A 22295-nucleotide genomic window follows, 5' to 3' on the forward strand; every position below is an offset into this window, starting at 1 on the left:
GCCGGAATTCTGCGCGCGGCGAGCCGAACGCCGGCGGTGTCAGTCGGACGAGAGCAGGTCGGGTCGGCGGGCCCTGGTTCGGGCCGACGACTGGTCCCGCCGCCACGCGGCGATCTTGGCGTGGTCGCCGGACAACAGCACCTCCGGCACGTCCAACCCGCGCCAGCTCGGCGGGCGGGTGTAGGCCGGGCCTTCGAGCAGACCGCCGGTGCCGGCAGCGAACGAATCCTGCTCGTGGGATGCACGGTTGCCCAATACCCCGGGCAGCAGCCGGGCCACCGCCTCGACCATCACCAGCACGGCAGCCTCGCCGCCGATCAGCACGTAGTCGCCGATGCTGACTTCCTCGACGCGCACCCGGGTGCCGGCGTCGTCGAAGACCCGCTGGTCGATTCCCTCATAGCGACCGCAGGCGAACACCAGATGCCGCTCGCTCGCCCAACGATGCGCGGTGGCCTGGGTGAACGGCACGCCGGCGGGAGTGGGCACCACCAGCAACGCGTCGTCCGGGCATACCTGGTCCAGCGCTGCACCCCAGACCGTCGGTGTCATCACCATGCCCGGACCGCCACCGTACGGGGCGTCGTCGACGGACCGATGCACGTCGTGTGTCCAACGCCGGAGGTCGTGGACCGCGACCGAGATCAGATCCCGCTCGATCGCCTTGCCCAGCAACGCCGTCCGCAACGGCTCAAGATACTCGGGAAAGATCGTGACCGCGGTGATGCGCACGACCGGCCTCAGAGCAATCCGTCCGGCGGATCGACCACGATCCGCCGCTCCGCCAGCGACACCGTCGGCACCAGCTCGGTCACGAATGGGATCAAGATCTCCCGGCCGTCGTCCGCGGCGGTCACCGCCAACAATTCTCCCGCCGCCGAGTGCAGCACCTCCGCGACGGTGCCGATCACACTGCCGTCGAGCAGCTCGACCTGCAGGCCTTCCAGCTCGTGGTCGTAGAACTCTTCCGGGTCGTCGCTCGGCGGCAGATCCGCCGAGTCGATCACGAACACGGTGCCGCGGACCGCGTCGGCCGCAGTACGGTCGGCGATCTCGGCCAACTGGACCAACAGCCGACCGGAATGCGCGCGGCACGACTCGACGGTGTAGGAACGCTCGCGGCCGAGACGATCCCGGCCCCGCAGCCGACCGCCGGGCGCGAACCGTCGCTCCGGCTCGTCGGTGCGGACCTCCACCACCAGCTCACCGCGCACGCCGTGCGCCTTCACCACCCGCCCGACGGCCAGCTCCACGACGTCGAATCCCCGCTGCTCGGACTTACAGGTCGGTGTCGACCACGTCGACCCGGATGCCCCGGCCACCGATCCCGGCGACCAAGGTCCGCAGTGCCGTGGCGGTGCGACCGCCGCGGCCGATCACCTTGCCCAGGTCGTCCGGGTGCACGTGCACCTCGACGGTCCGCCCACGGCGCCCGGTGATCACCTCGACCCGCACGTCGTCCGGGTTCGCCACGATTCCGCGGACCAGGTGCTCGACCGCGTCGGCGACGATCGCGCTCACTGCGCGGCAGAATCGTTCTCGGCCTCGACGGCGTCTTTCTTGGCCGCCTTCTGCTTCGGGGTCGTCGCCTCGACCACCGGTTGGTTGTCCGCGGCGGCCAGCGCCGCGTTGAACAACTCCAGCTTGGACGGCTTCGCCGGAGCGACGCGCAGCGTGCCCTCGGCACCGGGCAGACCCTTGAACTTCTGCCAGTCGCCGGTCACCTTCAACAGGTGCAGCACCGGCTCGGTCGGCTGCGCGCCCACCCCGAGCCAGTACTGGGCGCGCTCGGAATCGATCTCGATGAGCGACGGCTCTTCCTTCGGGTGGTACTTGCCGATCGTCTCGATCGCGCGGCCGTCCCGGCGGGTGCGCGAGTCCGCGACGATCACCCGGTACTGCGGGTTGCGGATCTTGCCGAGGCGGGTGAGCTTGATACGGACAGCCATGAGTAGAGCCTTCCTTGGTGGTCACGGCGCAATTCGGCGGCCCGCATGGCGCGCGGGCCCGGTTTTGCGTTGAACATGGTGTGACCGCCGCGCGGTGCGTGACCGGAGACGGGCGAACGGCTCGTCATTCTGCCAGACCACCTGCAGGACGAGAAATCCTGCGCCGGCACGGTCAGCGCACCAACGGTGCCAGGCTCCGCCCGGCCAGCTCCACGATGCCCGGCTGATGTCCGTTCGCCACCAGGTTGACGATCACCCCGTCGATCCCGGCCGCCAGCACCCGGGTCCGGATACCGTCGGCCACCTCGTCCGGATCCCCGACGAAGTGCCGGTCGGTAGCGGCGGCACGCTGCGCCTCGGTCAACGACGACAGGTCGATTCCGTTGGCCGCAAGCATGTCCCGGTGCAGCCGACGGGCGGTGCCGCCGTCTTCGTCGATCACCACGAACGCCAGATAACTGGTCTCCAGGGTCGAACGATCCCGCCCGACCTCGGCGCACCGCTGTTCCAGCGCTGCCAGCTTGCCGGGCAGTTCGCTCGTGTTGCAGATGATGTTCAGGTGGTCGGCATAACGCGCGGCGAGCCGAAACGTCTTGCGTTCGCCACTTCCGCCGAGCAGCACCGGCAGGTCGTCCCGCCAGCGCGGCTCGTTGATCGCGCCCTCGACCCGATACCACTGCCCGGCGAAGTCCGGCCGCTGCCCACGCAGCATCGGGACGATGATCTGCAACGCCTCGTCCAGTCGAGCGAACCGGTCGGTGAAGGTGCCGAACTCGAACCCGAGCGAGCGGTGCTCGAGCTCGTACCAGCCGGCCCCGATACCGAGTACCGCGCGCCCGCCGCTGACCATGTCGAGAGTGGTCACCGTCTTCGCCAACAGTGCCGGATTGCGGTAGGTGTTACCGGTGACCAGGGCGGACAGCTGAATCCGTTCGGTCGCCGAACCGATCCCGGCCAGCGCCGTATATGCCTCCAGCATCGGCTCGTCCGGCTGACCGAGGCCGGGCAGTTGGTAGAAATGGTCCATCACGAAAGCCGCGTCGAATCCGGCCTGCTCGGCCTCGCGAACCTGGGCCAGCACGGTCGGGAACAGCTCGTGCACCGGGGTGCCGTAGCTGAAATTGGGGATCTGGTAGCCGAGACGGATGCTCACGCCGATCGACGCTACTCCGACCGGACGCTAGGCCGGATAGACCCGGCCGCGGAGCACCACGAGCCGTGGGGTGCTCAGCACCCTCGGGCCGAGCCGCGGATCCTCGTCGAACACCAAGAGATCCGCCGGCGCTCCGGGCTCGATCCCGGGCCGGCCCAACCACGCGCGGGCCGCCCAGGACGCCGCGCCGAGTGCTTCGGTCGGGGTCAGCCCCGCCCCCTGCAACGCCGCCACCTCGTCGGCGACCCGCCCGTGCCGGATCGAGCCGCCGGCGTCGGTCCCGGCGTAGATCGGCACGCCGGCGTCGTGCGCCCGACCGACGGTGTCTCGAACCCGGGCGTGCAGGTCCAGCATGTGCCGCTGGTAGGTCGGGTACTTGCCGGCGCCGGCCGCGATGTCCGGGAAGGTGTCGATATTGATCAGCGTCGGCACCAGCGCGGTGCCGTATTCGACCATCAGCTCGATGGTCTCGTCGGTCAGGCCGGTGCCGTGTTCGATGCAGTCGATCCCCGCGCGGAGCAGCCCCGGCAGCGCGGCCTCGCCGAATACATGCGCGGTGACCCGGGCGCCGGCAGCATGCGCCGCGTCGATCGCAGCCCGCAACGTGTCGTCACTCCACAACGGACACAGATCCCCCACCGACCGGTCGATCCAGTCGCCGACGATCTTCACCCAGCCGTCGCCGCGCGCCGCCTGCTCGGCGACGATCTCCGGCAGGTCGCGTTCGTCGTCCAGCTCGATGCCGAGTTCGCGGATGTAACGCCGCGGGCGGGCGATGTGCCGGCCGGCCCGGATGATCTTCGGCAGGTCCGCCCGGTCGTCGATGAACCGGGTATCGATCGGCGATCCGGCGTCGCGCAGCAGCAGCGCACCGACATCCCGTTCGGCCTCGGCCTGGGCGACGGCTCCGGCCGCGTCCTCGTGCCCGCCGCCGTAGGTGATCCCGACGTGGCAGTGCGCGTCGACCAACCCCGGCACGATCCAGCCCCGATCGGCGATCGTCGCCGCACCGGGAACCGGGTCGAGCGAGATCAGCCCGTCGTGCAGCCAGAGCTCCAGCGGCTCGCCGTCGGGTAGACCGGTGCCGCGCAGGTGCAGGATCGGTGCGGCGCCCGGCAACCCGCGCCTACTTCTTCGGGAACTTCAGCTGGGACAGATCGATCCCTTCCAGCCCCGGCGGCAGCTGGTCGAGGCCGGGCGGCAACCCGGACAGATCCGGCATCCCGGCGGGCATACCACCGGGGAACCCGCCACGCACCCGCGGCGGCGTCGGACCCCGGCCGGTCTTCTTCCGGCCTTTCTTACCGCCCTTGCGGTTGGTCTTCGCGTTGTTGCGGCGAGCGCCGGGCAGCCCCATCTGCCGGCCCATCTGGGCCATCATCTTGCGTGCCTCGAAGAACCGGTCGACCAGCTGATTGACTTCGGAGACGCTCACCCCGGAGCCGTTGGCGATCCGCAGCCGCCGGGACGCATTGATGATCTTCGGATTGGCCCGCTCGGCCGGGGTCATCCCACGGATGATCGCCTGAACCCGATCCAGCTGCCGATCGTCGACCTGGGCCAACGCCTCCTTCATCTGACCGGCGCCGGGCAGCATGCCGAGGAGGTTGCCGATCGGGCCCATCTTCCGGATCGCCATCATCTGCTCGAGGAAATCCTCCAGCGTCAGCTCACCGGTACCGATCTTGCGCGCGGCCTCCTCGGCCTGCTGCTCGTCGTAGACCTGCTCGGCCTGCTCGATCAGCGTGAGCACATCACCCATGCCGAGGATCCGGCCGGCCATCCGGTCCGGGTGGAAGACATCGAAATCTTCCAACTTCTCGCCGCTGGAAGCGAACATGATCGGCGTACCGGTCACCTCGCGCACCGACAACGCCGCGCCGCCGCGGGCGTCACCGTCCAGCTTGGTCAGGACGACACCGGTGAACCCGACCCCGTCCCGGAAAGCTTCGGCGGTGGCCACCGCGTCCTGGCCGACCATGGCATCGAGCACGAACAAAATCTCGTCCGGGGACACCGCGTCCCGGATCGCCGCCGCCTGGCCCATCAGCTCGGCGTCGATACCGAGTCGGCCGGCGGTGTCGACGATCAACACGTCGTACTGCTTACGTCGGGCCTCGTCGATGCCCGCCCGGGCAACCAGGACCGGATCGTCGACGGTGATCGGCACGCCGCCGGCGCCGCCGACCGACGTCCCCGGGTGCGGGGCGAACACCGCGGCGCCGGCGCGCTCGCCGACGATCTGCAACTGGCTGACCGCGCCCGGCCGTTGCAGGTCGCAGGCCACCAACAGCGGCGTGTGTCCCTGCTCGCGCAACCACAGCGCGAGCTTGCCGGCCAGCGTGGTCTTACCCGAACCCTGCAGGCCGGCCAGCATGATCACGGTCGGCGGAGTCTTGGCGAACTGCAGCCGACGGGTTTGGCCGCCGAGGATTCCGACCAGTTCCTCGTTGACGATCTTGACAACTTGCTGCGCCGGATTCAGCGCAGCCGATACCTCGGCGCCCTTCGCCCGCTCCTTGATCCGGGCGACGAACCCCCGAACCACCGGCAACGCGACATCGGCTTCGAGCAGCGCAAGGCGGATCTGCCGGGCCGTGGCGTCGATGTCGGCCGGGGACAGCCGACCCTTGCCACGGAGGTCCTTGAGAGCACCGGTAAGCCGGTCGGAAAGGGATTCGAACACCGAGGCGCGCTCCTGATCGTCTACGTCCGCTTCGGTTCAGCGTAACGGCCGCCGGACCCACCCGGCTGCGGGACGCACCCGCGGGTCACCCTTCGGCGACGTCACAGGTCCCGGACCGGACCAGGGGGTGGTGTTCCAGCCGAACCATGAACGCCGCCTCGCGGGCGGTGAGGCCGAGCGCCGCCGCCCAGGAATCCAGGGCCGCCCAGGTCGATTCCGACCAGGCCGTATCCGACACCGAATTCTCCGCGGCCAAGGCCGACGCGAACGACATGGCGGCCGCCGCCTGATCACCCGATATCGTGCGCCCGGGCAACCAGGACACCACCCAGCTGTCCCCACCGACACAGCGAGCTGTGTGTGGGGTCGCCTCACTCGACATCAACGAGCGGGAATAGAACTCCACCGCCATCACCGACACCTTCTCACCCGGATGACTTGTAGGCCCGACCCCAAGACGATTGCGTCATAGTTTGCGGTTGATTTGCGGAAATCGCAAGATAGGCGTGTGGAGATGTCTGAGATCATGCGAGCACGGCGCCAGCAACTGGGCCTCTCGCAAGCGCAGCTGGCGAAGGACGTCGGGGTCCACTTGCGCCAGATCGCCCGCTACGAGGCCGGTGAGCAGCAGCCGCTGCTCGCGGTGGCGGTAGCACTCGCCGAGGCACTCAGCATATCCGTCGCCGAGTTGGCCGGTCAGATCCCCCGCGCCATCGATCTCGCCGGCGACTGGTGGATGGCCTGGCAGACTTGGAAGGACCGAGCCGAGCGGATCGACGTGCACGAAGCGACGCTCCGTCAGCACGGGGATTTCATCGGGGTGGATGCCGGTCGCGCGGGCGACCTGGAGGCCGGCAGTTACCGCTGGCGGGGGGAACTGCGACTGTGGGACAACGAGGCCCTGATGGGTTGGTACCGAGCGGCGGAATCCGGGGTCCGTTCCAAGGGAACGATCTACTTCGCGTTGCATCCGCACGGCGGCCACGCCGAAGGACGCTGGGTCGGATTGAGTTACGACGGGTCGGTCATCAGCGGTCGTGGCAGCATGTCCCGCGACCGCGATCATGCTCGCCAGCTCGTCCTCGATGCGATGGGCCGTGAGTTGGTCAGAAAGTGAGTCCGGGGTGGGCGCCTCCCACATCGAAGAATTCGACACGCAAGAGTCGGTAGTCGAAGTAAACATCACCGGCGACGACGCCGCCTGGCTGGCCGAGTTCGCCACGAGCCTGGTGAACGACCGGCTGGCCGCCTGCGCCAACCTGATATCCCAGGTCCGCTCGGTCTACCGCTGGCAGGGCCGGATCGAAGACAGCAGCGAGGCGCTGGCGGTTCTGCACACCCGCCGGTCCCTGGTGGACCGGATCGTCGAGCGAGCCGACAGCGACCACCCCTACGACGTACCGCAGGTGGTGGTGAAGCCGATCGTGACCGGGCACGCCGCATATCTGGAATGGGTCCGCGCCGAAACTGCGCCCGAGCCCGCGCGCCGGGCACCTACGGACGATCGGTCTTCGCCGGCGGTGCCGGATGCGGCAGCACCGCAAGTACCGCATCGGTGATCCGGGCCCGGTCCGTCGCCGGATCGCGCAACTGCAGACAGAACGCGTCCACCACGACCGGCCCCAAGGTGGTCACCTTGGCCCAGCGCACGTCGGCGGCACAGCTCTCCAGCACCCCGGCGACGCGGCTGAGCAGTACCGCCCGGTCTTCGGCTCGCAGCTCCAGAATCGATCGTCCGGCAACGTCGGTGTCGAACCAGATCAACCGGGGCGGCGCCTGGGCATGCCCGGACGGAACGCCGGCCGTGCCCGACGGCGGCACGGCTGCCTTCTCCTTGCGCTCCAACGCGCGCGCCAGGTCGATCTCGCCGGCGATCGCGCGGATCAGGTCCTGCCGCAGCAGCTCGGGCGCCGGGGGTGCCCCGAACAACGGCGCCACCAGGAAGGTGTCGACCGCAGTCGTTTCGCCGTCGTCGGCGACATGACTGTTCAACGACGCCGACAACACCCGCAGCGAGTGCAGCGCAAGCACCCCGGCGGCGTCGGCGAACAGCCCGAGCCGGTCCGGAGCCACCACGGTGACCAGATAGGTGTGCTCGTCGGCCGGTTCCAGCTGCACCTGCACGCCACCGGCCGCCACCCGGGCAAGCCGCGCCGGATCGATCGGGTCCGGCGCGGGCAGCTCCTCACCCGCCATCACCAGGCGGGCCCGCCGGGTGAGATCGTCGATCAGCGACGATTTCCAGCCACCCCAGACGCCGGGCCCGGTGGCCATCGAGTCCGCTTCGGCGAGCGCCCGTAACAACTCCAACACCAGGGCATCGCCGTCCAGCGCTTCGGCCACGGCCGCCACGGTCGCCGGATCGTCCAGGTCGCGGCGGGCCGCGATCTCGGGCAGCAACAGGTGGTGGCGGACCACCGCGCGCAGGACCGCGACGTCCGACGGCCACAGCCCCAGTCGATTGCCGATCTGGGTGGCGAGGTCGGCACCGACCACACAATGGTCGCCGCCACGCCCCTTGCCGATGTCGTGCACCAGCGCCGCGAGCAGCAACAGATCCGGCCGCGAGACCCGCGTGGTCAGCGCGCCGGCGTACACCGCCGTCTCCACCAGATGCCGGTCGACGGTCCAGGTATGGATGGAGTCGCGCGGCGGCAGGTCCCGGACCGCGCCCCATTCCGGCAGCAACCGGCCCCACAGTCCGGTGCGGTCGAGTGCCTCGATCGTCGCGACGGCGACTCGGCCCGAGCCGAGCAGCACCAACAGGTCGTCGAGCGCCTCCTTGGGCCACGGCTCGCGCAGTTCGGGTGCCGCGTCGGCCAGCCGATTCAGGGTATTCGCACCGATCGGCAGCTCGGTCCGGGCAGCGGCCGCCGCTACCCGCAACACCAGACCGGGGTCCCGCCCCGGACGAGCGTCCCGGGCGAGCCCGACCTCGCCCCCGTGCTCGACCACGCCCTCGTCCAGCGGCCGGCGGACCGGCATCCGGCGCAGCCGGGACAGGCCGCGTCGGGGCGCCGCCGCGGCTGCCGTGCGCAAGCCGACGTCCACCGAGTAGCCGACCGTGCGTGCGGCATCGCTGAGCATCCGGGCCAGGTCGAACCGGTCCCCGATGCCCAGCGCATAACCGATCTCGTCGGCGTCCTGGGCGCGCAGCTGGTCGCGCGGCCGGCCGGCCACCCGCTGCAGCTCGGTGCGGACATCCAGCAATCGGGTGTGCGCCCGGCCGAGCCCACCGCCGGGCGCGTCCGGACCGAGCGGCGGCACAGCGTCGGTCAGCTGAGCGATTGCCAACGCCGCCAACAGCTGGATATCCCGCAACCCACCCCGACCGTTCTTCAGATCCGGCTCAGCGCGATGGGCGATTTCACCACTGCGCTGCCACCGCTCGTGAACCTGGGCGACGAGGTCGTCGAGCCGGCCGCGCAGGCTGCGCCGCCAGTCCGCGCGCACGCCGCCGATCAGCAGGTTGCTCAGCTCCGGGTCGCCGGCGATATGTCGCGCGTCCAGCATGGCCAGCGCGGCGGTCAGATCGTCGGCCGCCACCTGGACCGCCTGCGGTACGGTCCGCACGCTGTGGTCCAGCTTGATGTGCGCGTCCCAGAGCGGGTACCACAGGTGGTCGGCGACCTCGGCCAGTTCCGGCCCCGCCACGTTGTCGTGTAACAGGATCAGGTCCAGATCGGAGTACGGCAGCATCTCCCGACGGCCCAGTCCGCCGACCGCCACGATCGCGTACTTCCCGTTCGAGGTGATCCCCAGTTCCTGTCCTTTCGTGGTCAGCCACAGCTCGTACAGGTCCACCAAGGCCAGCCGCAGCGCGTGCGCATCGAGCCGCCGGTGCCGGCTACCGGCATCGTCGAGCAGTTGCGCTCTCGCCCGGACCAGGTCTTTCGCCGCTTGCGGGTTCACTGCATGCCTCCTGAAGGCAGGCGGCCGGAGCATCTGCCGACATCGGCAGACGCTCCGGCCGCGAGATAGGGCCTGTCAGCAGATCGGCGCCGTCATCGCGCCGACCCGGTCACAGCGCGTCGGCGCCGCGTTCTCCGGTACGGACCCGGACCACCGACTCGACCGGCGTCACCCACACCTTGCCGTCGCCGATCTTGCCGGTTCGGGCAGCTTCGGCGATGATCTCCACCACCCGGTCCGCAGTACCGTCCTCGACGACGACCTCCACCCGCACCTTGGGCACGAAGTCCACGGAGTACTCCGCCCCCCGGTACACCTCGGTGTGTCCCTTCTGGCGGCCGTAACCCTGAACCTCGCTGACGGTCATGCCGAGCACGCCCGCCTGTTCGAGTCCTGCCTTCACGTCTTCGAGCGTGAACGGCTTGACAATTGCGGTGATCAGCTTCATGTTGGTCATGCCTCCTTGGCGGCCAGGCGCGAAGTGTTGCTACCGAGCACAGCAAGATCGTATGCGGTTTCCGCATGCTCGGACTCGTCGAGGCCCTGTGCTTCGCTTTCCGGATCCGCACGCAGCCCGATGGTGAACTTGATCAGATAGGCGATGATCGCCGTGCCGACCACCGACCAGGCCAGGACGGCGCCGGCGCCGACGGCCTGCTTGATCAGCTGATCGAACCCACCGCCGTAGAACAGTCCGGAGACCGCGGCCGGAGATTCTTCGGTCGCCACCAAGCCGACCATCAGGGTACCGACGATGCCGCCGACCAGGTGCACACCCACCACATCGAGCGAATCGTCGAAGCCGAACTTGAACTTCAGCCCGACCGCGAGCGCACAGAGCACGCCGGCGACCGCACCGATGGCCAACGCACCCACGACGTTGACCGAGGAACACGACGGCGTGATCGCGACCAGGCCGGCCACGATGCCCGAGGCGGCGCCGAGCGAGGTGGCCCGGCCGTCCCGGAGCCGCTCGACCAGCAGCCAGCCCAGCATCGCCGCGGCGGTGGCGATCGTGGTCGTCAGGAAGGTGGCGCCGGCGACACCGTTGGAGCCGACCGCCGAACCGGCATTGAAGCCGTACCAGCCGAACCAGAGCAGCGCCGCGCCGAGCATCACGAACGGGAGATTGTGCGGCCGGAACGGCGTACGCGGCCACCCGGCCCGCTTGCCCAGGATGAGCGCCAGCACCAAGCCCGCGGCGCCGGCGTTGATATGCACGGCGGTGCCACCGGCGAAGTCGATCGCCTGCAGCTTGTTGGCGATCCAGCCGCCCGTGGTTCCGGTGACATCGTCGAAGGCGAACACCCAGTGCGCGACCGGGAAGTAGACGACGGTGGCCCAGATGGCGGCGAACAGCAGCCAGGAACCGAACTTCAGCCGGTCCGCGACCGCGCCGGAGATCAGCGCGACCGTGATGATCGCGAACATCAACTGGAAGGCGACGAACACCGACAACGGGATCGTGCCGGCCAGCGGGATCGCAGGGCCGGTACCGGCATCCGGGTCGGCGGCGTAAGCGCCGCCGAAGACATGGGCCAGCCCGAAGTACTGGGTGGGATCACCGATCAGGTTTCCCTTGTCGTCACCGAACGCGATGGAGAAGCCGTACAGCGACCAGAGGACGGTGATGACACCCATCGCCCCGACGCTCATCATGATCATGTTCAGCACGTTCTTGGCGCGGACCATGCCGCCGTAGAAGAACGCCAGCCCGGGGGTCATGAGCAACACGAGTGCGGCGCTGGCCAACATCCATGCTGTGTCACCGGCGTCGGGCGCGCCGAGTGATGGGAACGAATCCACTGTGAGCCTCCTCCTTGTCAGGCCGGGCCGTGTCCGGACCACGACCTGCAGGAAAGAGTGCTCATCCGGTGTTTCGTCGGTGCCATCGGCGTGTTTCATCGGAGTGAACGCCGCAGCGGCGGGTGTTACGACGATGTTGCCGGGCGGCGTTTCGGCCCGGCAGTGCTCAGCCCAACAGTGCTCAGCCCAACAGAGCTCAGCCCAACAGAGCGTCGACGAACGCGGCCGGCTCGAACGGCGCCAGGTCGTCCGCCCCCTCCCCGAGGCCGACCAGCTTCACCGGCACCCCCAGCTCGTGCTGGACCTGGAAGACGATGCCGCCCTTCGCCGTCCCGTCCAGCTTGGTCAGCACCACCCCGGTGATGTCCACGACGTCGGCGAAGACCCGCGCCTGGGTGAGCCCGTTCTGCCCGACCGTGGCGTCGAGCACCAGCAGCACCTCGTCGGTGGTCGCCGTCGCCGCAGCGCCGACCGAAGCCTTCTGCAACGCCTTCTCGGTCACCCGCTTGACCTTGCCGAGCTCGTCCATCAATCCGGTCTTGGTGTGCAGCCGACCGGCGGTATCGATCAAGACCGCGTCGACCCCTTCGTCGATCCCACGGGCGACCGCATCGAAGGCGATCGACGCCGGGTCTGCTCCCTCCTTACCCCGGACGGTATCCGCGCCGACCCGTTCGCCCCAGGTCTGCAACTGGTCGGCCGCGGCGGCGCGGAACGTGTCCGCTGCGCCGAGCAGCACCCGGCGGCCGTCGGCGACGAGCACCCGGGCCAGCTTGCCGGTCGTGGTGGTCTTGCCGGTGCCGTTCACCCCGACGACCAGGATCACCGACGGCCGATCGGCGTGTGGCAGGGCCCGGACCGACCGGTCCAGTTCCGGATGCAACTGTTCGATCAGCACCTCCCGGAGCAGCGCTCGGGCCTGCGCTTCGGTCCGGACGCTGCGCGCCGCCATCTGCTCGCGCAGCGATTCGACGACCGCCATCGTGGTCGGGGTACCGAGGTCGGCGACCAGCAACGTGTCTTCGACCTCCTCCCACGAGTCCTCGTCCAGGTCGCCACCGCCGAGCAGCCCGAGCAAGCTCTTGCCGACGGCGTTGTGCGAACGCGACAACCGACCGCGTAGCCGGTCCAGCCGACCGGCGGTGGGTTGGATCTCGTCGATCGCCGCTGCCGATTCGGCCGCTTCCGCGGTGTCCGGCACCACCACGGCCGGAATCTCCACCCCGATGTCTTCGACCGTGCCGGTCTCGACCACCGCGGTATCGATCACCTCGCCGTCGATCACCTCGGCGTCGGATCCCGCGCGATCGACCACGTCACCGTCGACGACAGCGGAGTCCGGCGGGGGTTCGGCGGCGTCCGGCTCGGGCAACCGGACGTCGGCGATATCACGACGCGGCGCATCCCGCGGGATCGCGGCGTCGTCCCCGACGCCGGGCTGACCGTCGGTGTCGGTGCGATCGAGCGTCGCCGTCCCGCCCTGACTGAAATTGAAACCTCGGTCGGCCCGATAGCCACCAGAGCGGTCTTCGAGGGCACTCGTGCTCTTGGTTTCCCCCGGAACCAACGAAATCCGCCGGGACCGGTACCGGATCAAACCGACGACAAGCACGGTGAGCAGCACCGCGAGTACCACGGCGATCGGTATCCAGAGTTGGGCGTTCACCCGATCTATCCTGTCAGACTCGGCCGATCCGAGCCGTGCGATGCGGTAGCCGATCACCGATACGACACGGCCGCAAGCTACCGCGACCGGTGCGGCGCGCTATGGCTAGCATCGGCGAGGTGAGCGACCGTAATGTGCTGGGCGGCCCACTCCAAGAGTGCGGCGCCGATCCGATCACCGGCTTCTACCGGGACGGCTGCTGCAGCACCGGGCCGGAAGACCTCGGCTCACACACCGTGTGCACCGTGGTCACCGCCGAATTCCTCGACCATCAAGCCTCGATCGGAAGCGACCTCAAGACCCCTCGCCCGGACAACAACTTTCCCGGCTTGCAGCCCGGTGACCGCTGGTGCGTCGTCGCAGTGCGCTGGCTGCATGCCTACGAGGACGGCGCAGCAGCGCCGGTCGTGCTCGCCGCCACCCATGAAGAAGCTCTGGAGGTCGTTCCGATCGAGACGCTCCGCAAGTACGCCGTCGATGTGCCCGACGACGCCAGCGAGCTGATGTAGCGGTGCCCGAGCACAACGGCTCCGAGCTGCTCCCGGCGCTACCCGACGCCGACTGGCGGCGCGTACTGTGCGTCGTCGCGCACCCGGACGACATGGAGTACGGCGCGTCGGCGGCCGTGGCCACCTGGACCGCCCGCGGGATCGAGGTGGCGTACCTGCTGCTCACCGCCGGGGAAGCCGGCATGGCCGATCCCCCGGAAACCGTCGGTCCGTTGCGCGAGCGCGAGCAGCGACAAGCCTGTGCCCAGGTCGGCGTGCGGTACCTCACCGTCCTGCGGCACCCCGACGGGATGTTGGAACCCGGGTTGCCGCTGCGTCGCGACGTCGCGCGGGAGGTCCGCCGATTCCGCCCGGACGCCGTGCTGACCGCAGCGTTCGGCGTCGAGGCATACGGCGGGCTGAACCAGGCCGATCATCGGGCCGCCGGCCGGTCGGCGGTGGACGGCACCCGCGACGCGGACAACCGGTGGGTGTTCCGCGAACTCGCCGAAACCGAGAACCTGCCGCCCTGGCACACGCGCTGGCTGCTGGTGACCGGCGACGACCGGCCTACCCACGCACTCGCGGTGACCGAACCGGCCGTGCAGGCCGGTATCGCCTCGCTGCGCAGTCACGCCGCCTACCTGAGCAACCTCCCGCACCACCCGGATCCCGGCGAACTGATCTCCGGAATCCTGCGGCGCGGCGGCGCGGCCGCCGGTACCGAGTACGCTGCGCTGTTTCGGGCCTTCGACCTGGGCGGGCTCGCCGGCAACGACTGAATCGGCGCCCCAGACCGGGTCAGCCGGCCGCCGCGGTCAGGTCGGTGCCGCGCATGCGCTGCGAAATCACCTGAGTGATCCCGTCCCCGCGCATGCTCACCCCGTACAACGCGTCCGCGACCTCCATGGTCGGCTTCTGGTGGGTGATCACGATCAGCTGACTGGTCTGGCGCAGCTGCTCGAACAAGGTGATCAGCCGACGCAGGTTGGTGTCGTCCAGAGCTGCTTCGACTTCGTCCATCACGTAGAACGGCGACGGCCGGGCCCGGAAGATCGCCACCAACAGCGCCACCGCAGTAAGCGACTTCTCCCCGCCGGACAGCAGCGACAGTCGCTTGATCTTCTTCCCGGGCGGCCGGGCCTCGACCTCGATTCCGGTGGTGAGCAGGTCGGCCGGGTCGGTCAACAGCAGCCGTCCGGCGCCGCCCGGAAACAACGTCGCGAAAACCTGCTCGAACTCGCGCTCGACATCGGCGTAGGCCTCGGTGAACACCTGCAGGATTCGCGCGTCCACCTCGTCGACCACCTCCAGCAAGGCGGCACGGGCGTTGCGTACATCCTCGAGCTGGGTGGACAGGAAGGTGTAGCGCTCCTCCAGCGCCGCAAACTCCTCCAGCGCCAGCGGATTCACCCGGCCCAGGGTCGTCAGATCGCGTTCGGCGCGTTTGGCCCGACGCTGCTGGGTATCCCGGTCGTAGGGCTGGGGTGCAGGCGCCACCACCTGCTCCCCGCGGTCACGGGCCTGCTCGAACTCGGCGAGTTCCGCTGCGGACGGCGGCAGCGGCACGTCCGGACCGTACTCGGCGATCAGATCGTCCAGGCCGATGCCGAACTGGTCGGCGATGGTCTGCTCGAGCTGTTCGATCCGCAACGCCACCTGGGCCCGGGCCACCTCGTCGCGATGTACCGCATCGGTCAGCCGCGCCGACTCCGCGGTCAGCGTACGGACCTGTTCCTTGATGTACTCCAACTGCTCGGCACACTCCGAACGCCGCCGAACCAGCTCGTCCCGACGCGATTCGGCTTCGGCGATCACCCGGTCCAGGTGTTCGACCACCCGCTGTCCCGCCGCCGCGACCGCGACGGCCACCGCCGCCGCCCCGATCCGGGCGGCGGCCGCGCGTTCCGCCCGCGCCCGCGCCTCGCGTTCGGCCCGGGCGGCGCGGCGCAGCCCGTCGGCCTTGCCCCGCACCGACTCGGCCCGTTCTTCGGCGGTCCGCACCGCCAACCGCGCCTCCACCTCGACCGCCCGGACCTGTGCGAGCGCCTCGGCGGCCGCCTCGCGATCGCGCGCGTGCAGGTCCGCGCCGGACTCGCCGTCGTCGGTGTCGCCGTGCTCGAGTTCGGCGATCCGCAGCCGCTCTTCCAGGTCGCCGAGCTCGGCCAGAGTCCGAGCCCGACCGTGCTCGGCGGCGCCGCGCTGCTCGGCCAACCGATCCAGCTCGGCGCGAGCGACCCGGGCGGCCTGGCCGAGCCGGCCCAATTGCTCGTAGACCGCGGCGACCGCCCGGTCCGATTCGTGTAACGCACTCAGCGCATGCTCGGCGGCGTCTTTGCGGTCGTGCTGCTCGGCCAGGGCGCCGGACAGCGCGGCGGTCAGTTCGTCCGCGCGCCGCCGGGCGGCGGCGAGTTCGGTCGTGGCGGTATCGATCGCCGCCTGCACCTCGAGCCGGCTGCGCGCCCGCCCGGTACCGCCGCTGATCCAGCCGGGCCCGACCAGGTCGCCGGTCGTGGTCACCACCCGGAGCTGCGGCACCTGCTGCACCAGCGCGAGCCCGGCGGCGACGGTCTCCACGACGACGGTGCTACCGAGCAGCGCGGTCAGCGCGCCGCGTAGGTCGGCCGGGCAGTCCACCAGATCCAGCAACCGCCGGGCGCCGGCAGGTAACGGTGCGGGCGTCGCCGCGCCGACCGGGACGTCGCCGAAGACGAGCACGGCTCGCCCCGCGTCGGCGGCATGCAGTGCGGCCAGCGCGTCGCGCGCCGCCGCCGGCGATTCGAGCGCAACCGCGTCGGCCGCCGGGCCCAGCGCGGCCGCGACCGCGACCTCGTACCCGGCCTGCACGGTGAGCAGCCCGGCCAACGCGCCGCGCAATCCGGTGGGCCCGCGGTCGAGCAGCCACGCGCTGCCGTCTTTCCCGGGCAAGCCCATCCGAAGCGCCTCGATCCGCGCCGCCAGCGAGGCGACCTGTTCGCCGGACTCACGTTCGGCTGCCCGCAACTCTTCGACCCGCCGATCTGCGCCGGCCAAGGCGGCCACCGCATGCTCATGCTGGGTATCCAGACCCAGCTCGCCGGCATCCAGTTCGCCGAGCTGCACCTGCGCGGTCTCGAACTCGGTCTGCGCGGCGTCGCCGCGGTCGCGCGCGTCGGCGATCGCCCCGGACAGTCGGGTCACCTCCGCGTCGACCGACTGCGCCCGGATACGCAAGGTATCCACCTTGCCGGACAACCGGGCCAGGCCCTCCCGCCGGTCGGCGATCGCCCGGACCGCCGCCAGATGGGCCCGCTCGGCCGCCGCGGCCGCCCGTTCCCGCTCGTCGAGCTGTTCCTGCGCCGCCTCCAGCACCGCCGCCGCCGCCTCGACCCCGGCCCGCAGTTCGGCCTCCTCGTCGGCTACCCGGTCCGCCTCGGCATCCAGCTGATCCGGGTCGCGTCCGGTCTCGCGCACCGGCATCGTGTCCAGGTGCCGGGCCCGTTCGGTGGCGATCCGGATCGTCGCGCTCACCCGCTCGGCCAGCGCAGACAACCGAAACCAGCTCTGCCCGGCCGCGTCGGCAGCAGGGGTGAGCTGGGCGATCGCATGCTCCTGCTCGGCGAGCACGGCACTGGCTGCCGCGAGCTCGACCCCGACGGTCAGCTGCTGTTCCCGGACCAGCGCCTCGTGACTGTCCTGATCGGCGAGTTCGGTGCGACGTTGCACCAGATCGTCGGCGGCGAGCCGAAGTCGGGCGTCGCGCAGGTCGGCCTGGACGGTCTGCGCCCGCCGGGCCACCTCGGCCTGGCGGCCCAACGGCTTGAGTTGGCGACGCAGTTCTGCAGTCAGGTCGCTCAGCCGGGCCAGGTTGGTCTGCATCGCATCCAGCTTGCGGACCGCTTTCTCCCGCCGCTTGCGGTGCTTGAGCACCCCGGCGGCTTCCTCGATGAACGCGCGCCGGTCTTCCGGCTTGGACTCCAGAATCGCCGCCAGCCGACCTTGCCCGACGATGACGTGCATCTCGCGGCCGATCCCCGAATCGGAGAGCAGCTCCTGCACGTCCAGCAACCGGCAGGTGCTCCCGTTGATCTCGTATTCACCGGCTCCGTCGCGAAACATCCGCCGGGTGATCGACACCTCGGCATACTCGATCGGCAACGCGCCGTCGGAGTTGTCGATGGTCAGCGTCACCTCGGCCCGGCCCAACGGCGCCCGGCCGGAGGTTCCGGCAAAGATGACGTCTTCCATCTTGCCGCCGCGCAGCGCCTTGGCGCCCTGCTCCCCCATCACCCAGGTCAGCGCATCGACCACGTTCGACTTCCCGGATCCGTTCGGCCCGACCACACAGGTGATGCCGGGCTCGAACCGGAGAGTCGTCGCCGAGGCGAAGGACTTGAAGCCCTTCAACGTCAGACTCTTCAGGTGCATGGTTTGCCCAGCGTACCGGCCCCGTCCGGGACTCAGGGCACCACGATCAACTCAGGGCCCACGAGCAACGGGATCCACCCTGGCGAGTCTCCTCGTCGAGCTGCTGTGGTCGAGCCGCCGACGAGATCACCTCCGCTTGGCGGTCGGTAACGGTAAACCGCTGTTATCCACGGTAACCCGGTTCTCGGCGGCCGCCCACGCCTAGGCTCTGACAGTGAGTTCTCCTGCAGCATCTGCTCCTGATCGACCCCCGGTCCGATTACGTGCCGGCGCACTGTCGCTGACCGCCAGCGTGGTGATCGGGGTGGCCTCGGCCGGTCCCGCCTACAGTCTCACCGCCACACTCGGATTGGTCGTTCTCGCGGTCGGATGGCAGGCGCCGATCGTCGCGCTCCTCGCGTTCGTGCCGATGCTGCTGGTGGCGATCGCCTACCGGGAACTCAATGCCGCCGAACCGGACCCGGGCACCACCTTCGTCTGGGCGACCCGAGCCTTCGGTCCGCTGGTCGGCTGGCTCAACGGCTGGGCGATCGTGATCGCCGATCTCCTGGTAATGGCCAGCCTCGCACAGGTTTCGGCACAGTACACGTTCTTGTTCTGCGGCGCAGACGGCATCGGCTCGCGCCCCGACGATCCGCGGGTGCTGCTGCTCGGCCTGGGCTACATCGTCGCGATGACCTGGGTGGCCGTCCGCGGCATCACCCTGTCCGCGCGCCTGCAGGCGGTGCTGCTCACCGTCGAGTTCGTCATGCTGGTGGTGTTCGCCGTCGTCGCACTGATCCGGGTGGCACTCGGCGACGGTACGGCCACCCCCGAGCTGTCCTGGTTCAACCCGCTCGCGATCGGTTCGTTCTCCACGTTCGTCGACGCCCTCCTGCTGATGGTCTTCATCTACTGGGGATGGGATTCGGTGATGTCGACGAACGAGGAGACCAAGGACCCGCGGCGCACGCCGGGCCGGTCCGCGATAATCGCCACGATCACCTTGGTCGGGCTGTACGTGTTGGTCACCGTCGCGGCCCAGGCCTTCGCCGGGATCGGTACCGACAGTGGTGGGTTGGCCGACCCGGAACACGTGGACGACATTCTCGGGGCACTCGGCTCGGCGGTCTTCGGCGACAGCACGATCGGCACGATCGCGGTCCATCTGCTGCTGCTCATGGTGCTGACTTCCGCCGCCGCGTCGACCCAGACCACAATTCTGCCGACCTCGCGTACCACGTACTCGATGGCGTTACACGGCGCGCTACCGGCTCGATACGGCGCGGTCGACCCGCGTTACCGCACGCCGGTGGTGTCGACGGTGGTATTCGGCGTCGCGTCGATCCTGCTGTACCTGGTGCTCAGCGCGCTGTCCGGGCGCTGGGGTTCGACCGAATCCCCGATCGTCGACGCGGTGAGCGCATGCGGAATCGGGATCGGAATCTACTACGGCTGTACCGGTCTGGCCTGTGCGTGGCTGTACCGGAATCGGCTGCGGGACAGCGTCCGCGATTTCCTGATGCGCGGCCTGCTGCCGACCTTGGGCGGGGCGATGCTGCTGTTTGCCGCCGGTTGGACGGCGGTCACCGAGTGGCCGTCACCGGTCTTCCTCCTCGGCGTCGGCGGCATGCTCGCCGGGCTACCGATCTATTTCCGGCTGAGCCGGACGATGCCGCCGTACTTCCGGGGCGAGACGTTGGCTCGGCAGCTGCCCGGCCCGGCGGAAGCGGTCAGAGAATAGCGAACGCCACCACCATGCCGACGGCGAAGTGCGCGGCGGCGACCACCAACACCTCCGGCACAAAGCCGGGCGAGTCGAGCACAGCGCCGATATCGATCCGGGTGACCCGTTCGATCACCCGGACCGACAACACCTGCGCGAAGATCCCGACCAGGCCGTAGACGGCGGCGGCGATCAGCCCCTCCGCCAGCCGGCCGGACGAGGCGTAGATCGCCAGCACGACGATGAACGCCATGCTGAGCATGCCGGCCGCCGTGACCACGGTGGCGTTGGGTCGGCCGGCCCGGATCAGCTCCCCCAGCTTCCCGGGTGTGGTCAGGTCGATCGCGTAGAAGCCGACGATCATCAGGGCCAAGCCGAGCAGTGCGTACAGCGCGATCGCGCCGACGCCGTGGCCGAGTGAGTTCCAGTAGCCGGACTCGAGCGCCAGCGCGGTCATGTGCTCTCCTATCGGGTACGTCTTCGTCAGTTCGAATCGGGTATCCGGTGCGGGACGAACGCCGCGCCGTCGTCGGTGATCGGTCCGGCCGTCTCGCGAATTCCGAGACCGGCCGCGCTGCCGTCGACCAGCCAGGCGCCCAGACATGGGCGCATGCCGTCGAATTCGGGTAACGGCGCGAGCAGCTGGTACACATACCCCTCGGCGCCGTAGACCCCGCCGGTGGCGGTCTCCAGGCCGGCTCCGACGATGGTCATGTTCGCGCCCTCCCGCCCCAGCTTCGGTTTGCGGATGTATTCGGTCAGCTCGTGCGGATCATCGAGGTAGGCGGGCAACAGGTTCGGGTGCCCCGGGTACATCTCCCAGAGCACGGCGAGGATGGCCTTGTTGGACAACAACGTCTTCCACAACGGCTCGACCCACATGGTCTGCGGCAGGCCGGCCACGACGCGCTTGCCGAACTCGTCGTCGAGCACCCATTCCCAGGGATACAGCTTGAAGATCGCCGAGATCGGCGCCTCGGCCAGATCGACGAAGCGCGCCAGCTCGGTGTCGTAGCCGATCTCCTCGATCGCCAACGCGACGGTGTCGAACCCGGCTTCGGCCGCGGTCTCCTGCAGATACGCACAGGTCACCGCGTCCTCGCCGGAGCCGTCTGCCGACGACCAGGTGAAGTGCAGCTCCGGCCCGGGCAACACCTCGCGCAGCTCCGCCCAGCGCGCAACCAACTTCTCGTGCAGCGAGTTCCATTGGTCGTCGGCCGGGAACACCTCGGTCAGCCAGTGCCACTGCAACACCGCGGCCTCCAGCAGCGAGGTCGGGGTATCGGCGTTGTACTCCAACAATTTCGCCGGTCCGCGGGCGTCGTAGCGTAGGTCGAACCGGCCGTACACGGCCGGGTCGCCACGCGCCCAGGACCGTCCGATGGGCTCCCAACTCCATTCCGGCAAGCCGAAATCCCGATATCGCTCGGTTCGGATCACCTGCTCCACCGCGCGTAAACACATCACGTGCAACAGCTCGACGTCCGCTTCGAGCGCAAGGATCTCGTCGAGCTCGAACTCGTAGTGCACCGACTCGTCCCAGTAGGGCCGGGGATTGCCTGACGCGTCCCGGCCCGGGCTGCCGTACACCAACCCCTGCGCTTCGACCGTGCGTTGCCAGCCGGGGCGCGGGGCGCTCCGCACCCGCTTCACCGGGCCACCGTCGTCGGATCAGGAACCACTGCTGCTGCCGCCGCTCTTGCTGCCCAACCCACCGCGTTGGATCGTGCTACCCGACTTGGTGGTCACCGTGGCGCCTTTCGGCAACACGGTGGTGCCGCCACGGGGTGCCTGGCCGACGGTGCCGGTCCCGCCGTAGTAATAGCGGTACTGATGGCCGCCGAGGATGAAGATGCCGCCGACCCCGGGCGTGCCGCGCGCGCAGTAGTCGTCGTCGACGACCTGCTGCACACCGTTCTCGTCGATGATGCAGTGCGCGGTCACGTCGTCGTTGGAGGACGACAACGCCCGATAACCGACCGCGACGAGCGCGACCACGCCGACGACCGCGGCACCACCCATCAGTCGCCGGTTACGGGTCCGGCGCCGAGCCGCCGCGGCCTCCTCCGCCTGCTGCGCTTCGGCAGCGTGCCGTCTGGCCTTGTCCCGGGCGCGCGCTTCGGCGACCGTCGGCGGTCGGGGCTGGGTGACGCCGGGCTCCTGGCGGCGAATGCTGCCGGCCGGTCGATCCGGCTGCGACGGATCCGGTCCGCCCGCTTCCGGGTCGGTTGATTCGGTCACCCACGCTCCTCGAATCCGATCGACTCTCCGCGTGCCGTGCTCCAGCCCGGCACCACCCGGTCGACTCGGCCGGGCGTCGTCGACGAGCTGAGCAGGTCCAGCAACCGGTCGCACTCGGACCGTGGGCCTTCGGCAACCACGTGCACCCGGCCGTCGCGCAGATTCGCTGCGTATCCGGTGAGTCCGAGTTCGAGGGCGCGACAGCGGGTCCACCAGCGGAACCCGACACCTTGGACGTGCCCGTGCACCCACGCGTCCAGCCGAACCGGCTCGCTCACCTGC

22 protein-coding genes are annotated in these 22295 nt (G+C 69.6%); 5 read left to right on the forward strand and 17 right to left on the reverse strand.

The window, feature by feature from the left end:
* Window positions 1–39: 39 nt before the first annotated feature.
* The 8 genes from trmD to KV203_RS12185 form a co-directional block, all read right to left on the reverse strand.
* Window positions 40–732 (reverse strand): tRNA (guanosine(37)-N1)-methyltransferase TrmD, encoded by a 693-nt coding sequence (trmD, locus tag KV203_RS12150; protein ID WP_066467320.1) that lies wholly within the window; start codon window positions 730–732, stop codon window positions 40–42.
* An 8-nt stretch (window positions 733–740) separates the two neighbouring features.
* On the reverse strand, window positions 741–1253 hold the full coding sequence (gene rimM, locus KV203_RS12155; protein ID WP_066467323.1) for a ribosome maturation factor RimM: 513 nt from the start codon (window positions 1251–1253) through the stop codon (window positions 741–743).
* Between the two features lie 25 nt (window positions 1254–1278).
* A complete protein-coding gene (locus KV203_RS12160) occupies window positions 1279–1521 on the reverse strand; it encodes an RNA-binding protein (protein WP_066467325.1) in 243 nt (80 codons plus the stop codon).
* Window positions 1518–1949: a 30S ribosomal protein S16 gene (rpsP, locus tag KV203_RS12165; RefSeq protein WP_066467327.1), complete on the reverse strand. Its 432-nt coding sequence runs from the start codon at window positions 1947–1949 to the stop codon at window positions 1518–1520. Before rpsP ends, KV203_RS12160 begins: the two co-directional genes overlap by 4 nt.
* Window positions 1950–2121: 172 nt before the next feature.
* Window positions 2122–3102, reverse strand: coding sequence for an LLM class F420-dependent oxidoreductase (locus KV203_RS12170; RefSeq protein WP_066467329.1), 981 nt, complete (start codon window positions 3100–3102; stop codon window positions 2122–2124).
* Window positions 3103–3129: 27 nt separating this feature from the next.
* On the reverse strand, window positions 3130–4200 hold the full coding sequence (locus KV203_RS12175; protein WP_066467723.1) for an amidohydrolase family protein: 1071 nt from the start codon (window positions 4198–4200) through the stop codon (window positions 3130–3132).
* Window positions 4201–4228: 28 nt separating this feature from the next.
* Window positions 4229–5788, reverse strand: a complete 1560-nt coding sequence (gene ffh, locus KV203_RS12180) for a signal recognition particle protein (RefSeq protein ID WP_066467331.1) — start codon at window positions 5786–5788, stop codon at window positions 4229–4231.
* Window positions 5789–5873: 85 nt separating this feature from the next.
* Window positions 5874–6200: a hypothetical protein gene (locus tag KV203_RS12185; RefSeq protein ID WP_066467332.1), complete on the reverse strand. Its 327-nt coding sequence runs from the start codon at window positions 6198–6200 to the stop codon at window positions 5874–5876.
* Window positions 6201–6302: 102 nt separating this feature from the next.
* Between KV203_RS12185 and KV203_RS12190 the strand changes: the two genes are divergently transcribed.
* Window positions 6303–6905, forward strand: coding sequence for a helix-turn-helix transcriptional regulator (locus KV203_RS12190; RefSeq protein ID WP_066467729.1), 603 nt, complete (start codon window positions 6303–6305; stop codon window positions 6903–6905).
* A 7-nt stretch (window positions 6906–6912) separates the two neighbouring features.
* The gene (gene cutA, locus KV203_RS12195; protein ID WP_246600131.1) at window positions 6913–7347 is read left to right on the forward strand and encodes a divalent-cation tolerance protein CutA; all 435 of its coding nucleotides are present in this window, start codon (window positions 6913–6915) and stop codon (window positions 7345–7347) included.
* Here the strand turns inward: cutA and KV203_RS12200 are convergent.
* From KV203_RS12200 to ftsY, 4 genes are all read right to left on the reverse strand, one after another.
* On the reverse strand, window positions 7283–9733 hold the full coding sequence (locus KV203_RS12200; protein ID WP_066467336.1) for a [protein-PII] uridylyltransferase: 2451 nt from the start codon (window positions 9731–9733) through the stop codon (window positions 7283–7285). The two genes, cutA and KV203_RS12200, sit on opposite strands and share 65 nt — an antisense overlap.
* Window positions 9734–9809: 76 nt before the next feature.
* A complete protein-coding gene (locus KV203_RS12205) occupies window positions 9810–10148 on the reverse strand; it encodes a P-II family nitrogen regulator (RefSeq protein WP_066467730.1) in 339 nt (112 codons plus the stop codon).
* Window positions 10149–10153: 5 nt separating this feature from the next.
* Window positions 10154–11506 (reverse strand): ammonium transporter, encoded by a 1353-nt coding sequence (locus KV203_RS12210; RefSeq protein ID WP_217995939.1) that lies wholly within the window; start codon window positions 11504–11506, stop codon window positions 10154–10156.
* Window positions 11507–11702: 196 nt separating this feature from the next.
* Window positions 11703–13172 carry a signal recognition particle-docking protein FtsY gene (ftsY, locus tag KV203_RS12215; RefSeq protein WP_066467731.1) on the reverse strand — a complete coding sequence of 490 codons (1470 nt, stop codon included), beginning with the start codon at window positions 13170–13172 and terminating at the stop codon, window positions 11703–11705.
* A 119-nt stretch (window positions 13173–13291) separates the two neighbouring features.
* Here ftsY and KV203_RS12220 point away from each other — a divergent pair, with 119 nt between their 5' ends.
* Window positions 13292–13681 (forward strand): DUF2237 family protein, encoded by a 390-nt coding sequence (locus KV203_RS12220; RefSeq protein WP_066467733.1) that lies wholly within the window; start codon window positions 13292–13294, stop codon window positions 13679–13681.
* A gap of 2 nt (window positions 13682–13683) precedes the next feature.
* Entirely contained in the window at window positions 13684–14442 is a 759-nt protein-coding gene (locus KV203_RS12225; RefSeq protein WP_066467340.1) for a PIG-L deacetylase family protein, read from the forward strand.
* 19 nt (window positions 14443–14461) lie between these two features.
* Here KV203_RS12225 and smc read toward each other — a convergent pair whose 3' ends face one another.
* Window positions 14462–18067, reverse strand: coding sequence for a chromosome segregation protein SMC (gene smc / locus KV203_RS12230; RefSeq protein WP_066467341.1), 3606 nt, complete (start codon window positions 18065–18067; stop codon window positions 14462–14464).
* Window positions 18068–18281: 214 nt separating this feature from the next.
* Between smc and KV203_RS12235 the strand changes: the two genes are divergently transcribed.
* Window positions 18282–19790, forward strand: a complete 1509-nt coding sequence (locus KV203_RS12235; protein WP_083529821.1) for an APC family permease — start codon at window positions 18282–18284, stop codon at window positions 19788–19790.
* Here the strand turns inward: KV203_RS12235 and KV203_RS12240 are convergent.
* The 4 genes from KV203_RS12240 to KV203_RS12255 form a co-directional block, all read right to left on the reverse strand.
* Window positions 19780–20229, reverse strand: coding sequence for a DUF350 domain-containing protein (locus KV203_RS12240; protein WP_066467344.1), 450 nt, complete (start codon window positions 20227–20229; stop codon window positions 19780–19782). The genes KV203_RS12235 and KV203_RS12240 overlap by 11 nt on opposite strands.
* A gap of 26 nt (window positions 20230–20255) precedes the next feature.
* Complete coding sequence (locus KV203_RS12245) at window positions 20256–21425, reverse strand: glutathionylspermidine synthase family protein (RefSeq protein ID WP_066467346.1); 1170 nt, start codon at window positions 21423–21425, stop codon at window positions 20256–20258.
* A gap of 18 nt (window positions 21426–21443) precedes the next feature.
* On the reverse strand, window positions 21444–21944 hold the full coding sequence (locus KV203_RS12250) for a hypothetical protein (protein ID WP_066467735.1): 501 nt from the start codon (window positions 21942–21944) through the stop codon (window positions 21444–21446).
* Between the two features lie 65 nt (window positions 21945–22009).
* Window positions 22010–22291, reverse strand: coding sequence for an acylphosphatase (locus KV203_RS12255; RefSeq protein ID WP_066467737.1), 282 nt, complete (start codon window positions 22289–22291; stop codon window positions 22010–22012).
* Between the last annotated feature and the right edge of the window lie 4 nt (window positions 22292–22295).

The organism is Skermania piniformis, from assembly GCF_019285775.1.
Classification (GTDB): Bacteria; Actinomycetota; Actinomycetes; order Mycobacteriales; family Mycobacteriaceae; genus Skermania; species Skermania pinensis.

What these genes read in the sequence shown, in the direction of transcription:
- rpsP (WP_066467327.1), bottom strand. Translation starts at nt 1,949, where the DNA reads ATGGCTGTCCGTATCAAGCTCACCCGCCTCGGCAAGATCCGCAACCCG.
- KV203_RS12185 (WP_066467332.1), bottom strand. Translation starts at nt 6,200, where the DNA reads ATGGCGGTGGAGTTCTATTCCCGCTCGTTGATGTCGAGTGAGGCGACC.
- KV203_RS12190 (WP_066467729.1), top strand. Translation starts at nt 6,303, where the DNA reads ATGTCTGAGATCATGCGAGCACGGCGCCAGCAACTGGGCCTCTCGCAA.
- KV203_RS12200 (WP_066467336.1), bottom strand. Translation starts at nt 9,733, where the DNA reads ATGCTCCGGCCGCCTGCCTTCAGGAGGCATGCAGTGAACCCGCAAGCG.
- KV203_RS12205 (WP_066467730.1), bottom strand. Translation starts at nt 10,148, where the DNA reads ATGAAGCTGATCACCGCAATTGTCAAGCCGTTCACGCTCGAAGACGTG.
- smc (WP_066467341.1), bottom strand. Translation starts at nt 18,067, where the DNA reads ATGCACCTGAAGAGTCTGACGTTGAAGGGCTTCAAGTCCTTCGCCTCG.
- KV203_RS12240 (WP_066467344.1), bottom strand. Translation starts at nt 20,229, where the DNA reads ATGACCGCGCTGGCGCTCGAGTCCGGCTACTGGAACTCACTCGGCCAC.